Genomic DNA, 7,729 nt, shown 5'->3' on the forward strand with positions numbered 1-7,729 from the left:
AGTAAGAAGAAGCCTTTAACTAAAGAGGATAAAAGAACAAATCAAAGTTTATCCAGAGAAAGAGTTGCCAATGAAAATGTCATTGGCCTCCTTAAGCGATTTAAAATTATAGCAGATCGCTACAGAAATAGACGTAAAAGATTTGCCCTTCGCTTCAACTTAATTGCAGCAATCTATAACTGGGAATTAAATACGTGAGTTTCGAAAGAGGTCTAATAATATAATTAGCAGCCGGCCCATGCGTCCATTTCCATCCAAAAATGGATGAATGGCTTCAAATTGATAATGGCCTAGGGCAGTATGAATTAAAGGTGGAAGCTGCCTTTCATGTAGAAATTTTTCAAATTCACCTAAGCAATCCATCAAGTGATCTGGTGGAGGAGGAATGGATTTGGCCGTATTGAGCGTACAACCTGGTGTTCCTATCCAGTTTTGGCTACGCCTAAATTCTCCAGGGGTTGCATGTGACCTTCTAACACCTTGCATTAAATGGTGGTGAATTTCTTTAATGAGCCTCAATGACAGAGGAAGATCTCCTAATCGTTTTATCCCGTAATCGAGGGCTACAATATAATTTTGCACTTCCCGGAGATCATCAGGGTTTCGTTGCACACTAATCCCGACGCTAGCTGCTAGTATTTCTCCAATAGTTGCTTGAGTACCTTCGATTTTGCTCGAAAGAACAGCTTCACGGGTAATAAAGGGTCGCATTAATAGATGAGGATTGGGCAATTTGCCTCCTTCTCGAGCCAATTTACCTAATAAAAAATCCGCTCGTGACAAAGCACTTACTATTTGGGTGTTCCACTTGAATGGGGGTGATAGTGGAGTTGGTACAAAAGCTTTATATCCACTTTAAAGATTTTATAATTTGTCCGGCAGGTGATTGTAGTATGTCCATTCATTCCTCGGTGGCTATAGGGATACACTAGCACTTATTATCGAAAATGTCAGTATTCGCTAATAACAAAGAGCTTTATAATCACCCTTGGGAATAAGATTGTTTGTTATTCTCGAATTATTTATTTTTCGATAATAGGGTCGTTCTTTATCATCGCTAACGCAAATAAGACCGCTTTCTGTTACCAAAATTTGGGTTAAGCTGCAAAAGGAAGCAATTTCTTAGAAGATCGTTGTATGTTTTACGTCTTATCTTGTGCATTTATCCAGCTATTGCTTACTCTTTAATCAAGATCTCCCTAATCATTGCTCTCTTCACTGTTCTTACTGTAATCATTCGTTAATAAAAAAGCTTATTTAAAAGGTGTTAGGAAAGCAAGTGCGCACCGATTGAGTCTGCTCTAACACATCTATTTTTAAATCCACATATTGATCTTTACGTTTAATCAATAACCAATTTTTATCTTTTTCTTTTTTCCATTGCTGCAAGACAAAACCGCCTTTTAATTTATGGCCATGCAACTCTATCTCTAAGTGGCCCTTTTCTAAACCTTTTAAGCAAGCATTCTCAATATCCTTCTTAGCCTTCAATCCCGCTAAAGTGTAGATTCCTTCATCCCAAAGAACCACTTCTCCTGCTCCATAATTCCCTCGAGGAATAACTCCTTCAAAATGACGATAAGCTAAGGGATGGTCTTCTACACGAATGGCTAAGCGTTTATTGTAAGGATTAAGGGAAGGACCCTTGGGGATAGCCCAGCTTATAAGCACGCCTTGACATTCGATTCTAAAATCATAATGTAAATGAGAAGCTGCATGTTTTTGGATACAAAAAATGGGTAAGCAGCAAGAAGGGTCTACAGACATCTCTGGCATAGGGATAGAAGCTTTTTTTAATGTCTTTTTTTGCTGATAAGCTTTTAATATCATTCTATTCTCGCTTAACGATTAAATTTTTTTGGCCAGTTACCCGAGTTTATTTTTAATTAATCATCATTAAAATTAAGAAGCTAGAGCTCATTGATTTCAACAAAGCCTTTTTCTGTGGACTTTTGCTTTTTATCCCCCTCCTCTCTCTTAATTTTTGTATAGCCGTTTAAATTAAGGCTGTAAAATCAAAGAATGAGCCCTAAGTTTAAAGGCCTTAAATTTTCTAAAGGGAAGGTATAAAGTTAGAGGCGGAGAAATTAAGGATAATCCCGAGATATGAAACTGAAGTTACTCCTTAAAAAAATTTTAAGAGCGCTAATGACTACAGCGGTACATCTACCTTTCTTTATCCTTTAAATTTGTGATTTTTAAATAATCTTTTTATCGTTAGTTAAGGCCTTACAGAGATATTAAAAGCCGGTATTTTTCAAAGCGTTTTTCCGCGCCTAGCATGGCGTACTTCCGAAAGCATGCTAAGCATGCTTTCGGAATAACCTCTTGATTGATTATTTGGAGGCCTGCTTATTTATCCCTGAAGTAAACATGGAACCCTCAGCAAGCTTGGTCAGTTTTTTGTCGGTACTGGCCTCTTCTTGCAAGGTCTCATCCAAAAGGTTTACTACCTCGTCTAAACTCAACCATGCCGCATGGGCTTTTGCCGTTCCGTAACCAGCAATTTCATAGTGTTCGATTTTTTGGGCGGCACCGATCAGGCCAGCATCTTTTAGATCGTCGGGAGCGTGAATTTTTATAATCTCTTCGCCCTCCGCAATCATACCTTTCATCGCCTTGCAAAAGTTAGTATGACTAGCTTCTGCGTCTAAGTAGGATAAAGCAATTTCTAACCGCTTAACCTGCTGTTTAGTTTCCTGTAAATGCTTTTCAAATGCTGCTTTTAGCTCAGGATGAGAAGCGGCCTTTTGCATGAGGGGTAAGGCTTCCAACATTTGCATTTCCCCACTTAAGAGGTCTTGTAACTCATAGACAAGTAGATCTTCCATACTAGTGAACTTCATATTTACCTCCCTAAGTGTGTGCTTTCATTTTTCCATTTACTTAATTCTTTTTCTGCTTGGTCTTTTTTATAACCATAGTTTTTTTCCAAGCTACCTAACATTCGCTCCCAGCTTCCATCAATTCTTAAAAGATCATCATCAGTCAATTTGCCCCATTTTTCCTTAATTTTCCCTTTGAGCTCATGCCAACTACCCTCGAAAAATTCTTTATTCATTTTTTCTCCTGTATAGTTAAAGGTTTAATCAGATTTTATTAAGTCAGGCCGGATTTACGGTTTTCAACCGTAGTACTTTCAAAAGAATTTTTTTTGCTTGTGAACGATGTGTTGCAGATTTACGTGCTGTACTTTTCTTTTGCGCTACCATGAGACTCCTTTTGTTAACCTTATAGAGGTTAATTTTAATGGTTTTTCTTATGTTCGGAACGATTTCATCCGAAAGGCGACAAAATTTTAAGCCCTACTTAAGTGTAAGTCAAATAGGGTAGACGTAATTTAAATATGGCAAATGTAATCTTGAAGGTCAACATTATTCTAAGCAATTTTACGAATTTTTTAAAGCATGGCAGCTTTTCTAAGAAAAAAGGTAAAAATATACTGCCTATAGGAGTGAAAATGAATGATCATTTTTATTTATTCTTTCCTTTTTTTGAAAAAGATTGTGTTTTGAATCCTTTTTTGGCAAGATATTTGCTCCAGGAAGAGTGGCAGAGTGGCTGAATGCGTCTGTCTCGAAAACAGATTTACTCGTAAGGGTAACGGGGGTTCAAATCCCTCCTCTTCCGATTTATTTTTAACCCATGCAAGTGAGTAATTGTGATAGCAATCATTTTTTCCATCCATCGTTTTTTGAGAAAGATTTTTTAGATTCCCACGCATGATAAAGTCAATGGGCTGCCCCTCTTCTTCAGGAGTATCCATATACAAATGATTAAGGGTCCCCTTAGAAAAGTTGAAAAGTTAATACGGCCGACTCTGAGCATTTTTAAATAGGATAGAAAAATAAGAGATGAATAAGGCCTCGTTTCGGCTTACTCTTAGCTTTCTTCTCCATCTATCAGAGCCCCGGGCTAAATTTAGAGCGTATAATCATTAAAAATCGTATGTCTTACAATTTTTGCTTATTAATAGGGTCTCCTGCCCTTTTAATACAAAGGAAGAAGCGCTATTATGGCTTATAAATAGAGGGAAGGTGCTGGCCCACGTTTTAGCCTCATTTTCTCTGTAAAAACCGTTCATTGAATATAAAGATAAAGCTGGCGATAAAAAGAGTTTAAATCAATAAGATTATACTCTTTTTTTTTGATGTGTGTTTCCATTTTTTTACATATTTCACAAGCCTTAAAACGACCATAAAAGCCTGCACTGCCGGCTATTTTGTGGACAATGAATTGGAATTCTTCCCAAGGAAGTTGATGGGAATTATTTTTGATTAACTTTTCTAGTATGCCTAATTTTTCATAGCTAGAGCTTTCATAGGCCTTCATTAACTGCTCTGGAATTTCTGCTACCCAGTCGCCTTTAAGTTTTTCGTAAGCCTCAAGCTGGCATAACTGACCTAAGAGATAACGAGCTTCTTCAGAGCTCATCATCTTGCCTACTATATAGCGTACTTTTTGGGTTGCTTTAAGCTCCTGCAGGAATGAAACATTAGGCAAATCCACATAAGCTAAAGAAAAGGAAAGTTGATCAAGCATGACTAGCTGCTCGCAGTAAGACGAATTGAAAATACAGGCATACGAGCTTTGATCCCTCATTTTCTCTTGCGCCTGGTCAAACGTCGTTACTCCACTTACGCTCACACCTAAAGCTTCCCCCTCTTTTTTTATAAAATTACAAAAGTTTTTATCCTGATCGACACATAAGACCTGCATGAATACTTCCCTTACAATTTAGCTTATATTTTGCGTTAAAAGAAAGATGAGTTTGAGCTTGATCTTTTCTACTTTTAAAGCTTGCTCGCTGGCTCCCCTACAGCTTATATGACCGCTCAATCCGCCACTAATTGATTGCTTGAATGATGATTTTAAGCCTCATGCTAAAACTGAGGTTTTCTTGACAGCCTCTCTTCCCAATCAAGCTCTATAACTTTGGGGCGGGCTGCAGCAGCAAAGCACAAGATCTATTTGACAATTAACATTCTTATCACATAAAATGCATCTATTAATTTTTTGATTTAAGTATTATGTATGAAAGTCTCATTGAATAAACCTGTTTTCCCCCTGATTTCAGGTTATTCTTCATTCTTTTCCTCCCTTTTTCTTAGCTTGTTACGCTAAAAAACTTAATTTTCTTGCCTATGGTATGAAATTAAGGAAAATCATTTAAAAGATTAGAAAATTTGCTGACCAAGGAACTTTTTATATGTCGCAACCGCAAACAACCACCTGGAAAAGTCAGTCGGGATACGTATGGTCCTTAATAGGGTCTGCGGTAGGCTTTGCCAATATTTTAAGCTTTAGTGCCCAAGTTTACAAAAATGGAGGAGGCGCATTTTTAGTCCCCTATATCCTTGCCGTTTTCATGTTAGGCGTTCCCATGCTCATGCTGGAAGGCCTTATTGGTTATACTTGGAAGCTGCCGATTGTCTCTGCTTATCATAAAGTGTTAGGAAAAAAAGGAAAAGTGCTCGGCTGGCTCTCTGTGGTTGCTTGCTTAACAATAGGCGCCTTTTATATTGTCTTAACAGCTTATTCTGCAGCCTATACCTATTTTGCGGCCTCTAAACAGATCCCTTCTGACTCTAAGTCATTTTTTTTTCAAGAATTCTTAAAGACGACTGAAAGTATTCATCAATTAGGTCCTTTATCTTTTCCTGTCTTGATTGCTACAGTATCCATGTGCCTATTAACTTATCTTGTTATGATAAGAAATGTTAGGGATGGCATTGAAAAAATATGTACCTTATTCATGCCTTTACTAGCTTTTATCATGACAGCATTTGCTATTACTACGATGTTTCTTCCAGGAGGATTAGATGCTTTAAGACATTATCTGTCCCCTGATTTTTCTCGGCTAAATGACCCTACGCTTTGGCGTGATGTGTTTGGCCAGCTGTTTTTTAGCCTTTCTTTGGGTCTAGGAATTATTGTAGGCTACTCCCGTCATACTGATCAAAAAACCAATATAGCTCAGGCAATGTTTTGGGTAACGTTAGGAGACTTTGCCGTCTCATTCATTTCTGGCTTAGCAATCTTTGGATGCCTAGCTCACATCAGCCATATACAAAAGGTTCCGTTTGAGCAAATTCTTTCCTCAGACTCTACTTTTGAAATTGGTTTTATCTTATTTCCCAAAATCTTGCAATCTTTTGGTGAGCATTGGGCTCAGATAGTGGGTACAATCTTTTTCTTCTGCATTTTCATAGCTGGCATTACGGGAGTATTTTCTATAGCAGAGAGTATTGTAGGGAATGTAGAAAAAGAATTTACGCTATCACGTAAGAAAGCTGTCACTGTTACTATGTCGGCACTCCTTAGCATGGCGGTCCTCTTTTGTTTTGGTAATGCCTCGCATATTATCGATGCCCTTGCCCCCATGGTTTTAGGCATCAATATGCTGATTGGAGGGATAGCCCTCATTATTACTTTCCAATATGCTTGCCCTGCTTTGCGAGAAGATGCTATTTGGTATAATAGCTCTCAAGCTAGCTTCTTTTCTGTATCACTACGCTATGTAGGCCCGCTGCTGCTCACTATCATTTTACTTAGCAATCTATGGCATGAATTCCATACGCTTGACTTATCATCTTGCATTCGCTGGCTCTGGTTCACGATTGCCTTGATAGGCTCTGTGCTTATGGCTTATCAAAGGAAATACCAGCCTACACATGCATAAAGGGAATAAACATAGAAGAAACCCAGGGCTCTACATTCCGAGCTAAAAACAACATCTCTAACTTATCGCCTTTGCATGAAACTTTAACAGGTGTTGAATCGTTTAGGCTATTTGGAAAAAAAGCTTAGTATGCCAACTTACACAGCTTTATTTAAGTAAGTTATTCAGATGCATAGTTGTTAACGTAAGAGCCATTAGGCAAAAATATTTTCCTTAGGACTCTTACATTGAAATGCTTCTAGGATAGCTGCTACTAAAATATAAGCGGCATAACAATTTTTAGGAAGTTTATCCTCGCTTTGTATTTCTCTACCTGAGGAATCTAATAGTATTAATGTGATTTAGAGTTCTTTATTGAGTATATGATTATGTAAAGAGTTGCTCAAAAGTATAGGTTACTCTTTGGGGACTGCTTAGTGTTACACCTGCCCGATTATAGCTTGAAAAGTATCGTAAAACTGATTGGCTTAAATAAAAAAAAATTGGGTAGCAGGATGGACTTATCCACAGAAAAATGAAATGATTGCCACTTTTTACGCAGATATATCCTAAAAAAGGACAAAAAAGCTGTAAGATGAAGTTTATCTCTTCATTATTTGAAACCCGTGATCTAGAAAGTATCTGATATTGAATAAATAAATTAAAAGTTTTTCCAAACTCTTGTCATTTAAATTTAACGTACAGTAAGAAAAATTATAATAACCAGTCTTAAGTTAAATTATTTCCTATTGTACGCTGGCAATGGAGCTTATCTAAATTATTTTTTAATAGACTAGCTTACTTAGAAGCCTTTTTTCCCTTAGGGGTTTCTTCAACCAATGGATTTAAATAATAGACCTCTTTCGAAACTCACGTATTTAATTCCCAGTTATAGATTGCTGCAATTAAGTTGAAGCGAAGGGCAAATCTTTTACGTCTATTTCTGTAGCGATCTGCTATAATTTTAAATCGCTTAAGGAGGCCAATGACATTTTCATTGGCAACTCTTTCTCTGGATAAACTTTGATTTGTTCTTTTATCCTCTTTAGTTAAAGGCTTCTTCTTACT

8 protein-coding genes and 1 tRNA gene are annotated in these 7,729 nt (G+C 37.3%); 3 read left to right on the forward strand and 6 right to left on the reverse strand.

From position 1 onward, the window contains the following. On the forward strand, window positions 1-198 hold a 198-nt coding region (locus NEOC95_RS07900; protein WP_283248244.1), incomplete at its 5' end, for a transposase family protein. Here the strand turns inward: NEOC95_RS07900 and NEOC95_RS07905 are convergent. The 4 genes from NEOC95_RS07905 to NEOC95_RS07920 all read right to left on the reverse strand — a co-directional run bounded on the left by NEOC95_RS07905 (window position 187) and on the right by NEOC95_RS07920 (window position 3,061). After that, complete coding sequence (locus tag NEOC95_RS07905) at window positions 187-732, reverse strand: Fic family protein (protein ID WP_249270207.1); 546 nt, start codon at window positions 730-732, stop codon at window positions 187-189. The genes NEOC95_RS07900 and NEOC95_RS07905 overlap by 12 nt on opposite strands. Window positions 733-1,257: 525 nt before the next feature. Beyond that, entirely contained in the window at window positions 1,258-1,830 is a 573-nt protein-coding gene (locus NEOC95_RS07910; RefSeq protein WP_213152437.1) for a DNA polymerase ligase N-terminal domain-containing protein, read from the reverse strand. Window positions 1,831-2,336: 506 nt separating this feature from the next. Then, window positions 2,337-2,846, reverse strand: a complete 510-nt coding sequence (locus tag NEOC95_RS07915; RefSeq protein WP_166155259.1) for a YciE/YciF ferroxidase family protein — start codon at window positions 2,844-2,846, stop codon at window positions 2,337-2,339. A gap of 2 nt (window positions 2,847-2,848) precedes the next feature. Beyond that, window positions 2,849-3,061, reverse strand: coding sequence for a CsbD family protein (locus NEOC95_RS07920; RefSeq protein WP_044882008.1), 213 nt, complete (start codon window positions 3,059-3,061; stop codon window positions 2,849-2,851). Window positions 3,062-3,543: 482 nt separating this feature from the next. On the opposite strand from NEOC95_RS07920, the gene NEOC95_RS07925 reads away from it, so the two are divergent. Continuing rightward, window positions 3,544-3,630: transfer RNA gene (locus NEOC95_RS07925), tRNA-Ser, on the forward strand. 450 nt (window positions 3,631-4,080) lie between these two features. Here NEOC95_RS07925 and NEOC95_RS07930 read toward each other — a convergent pair. Beyond that, a complete protein-coding gene (locus tag NEOC95_RS07930) occupies window positions 4,081-4,719 on the reverse strand; it encodes an Hpt domain-containing protein (RefSeq protein ID WP_166155257.1) in 639 nt (212 codons plus the stop codon). 490 nt (window positions 4,720-5,209) lie between these two features. Between NEOC95_RS07930 and NEOC95_RS07935 the strand changes: the two genes are divergently transcribed. Then, complete coding sequence (locus tag NEOC95_RS07935; protein WP_166155255.1) at window positions 5,210-6,682, forward strand: sodium-dependent transporter; 1,473 nt, start codon at window positions 5,210-5,212, stop codon at window positions 6,680-6,682. A gap of 849 nt (window positions 6,683-7,531) precedes the next feature. On the opposite strand, the gene NEOC95_RS07940 is transcribed toward NEOC95_RS07935, so the two are convergent. Further along, a partial coding sequence (locus NEOC95_RS07940) for a transposase family protein (RefSeq protein WP_283248244.1) occupies window positions 7,532-7,729 on the reverse strand: 198 nt, incomplete at its 5' end.

This window comes from Neochlamydia sp. AcF95 (assembly GCF_018342455.1).
Classification (GTDB): Bacteria; Chlamydiota; Chlamydiia; order Chlamydiales; family Parachlamydiaceae; genus Neochlamydia.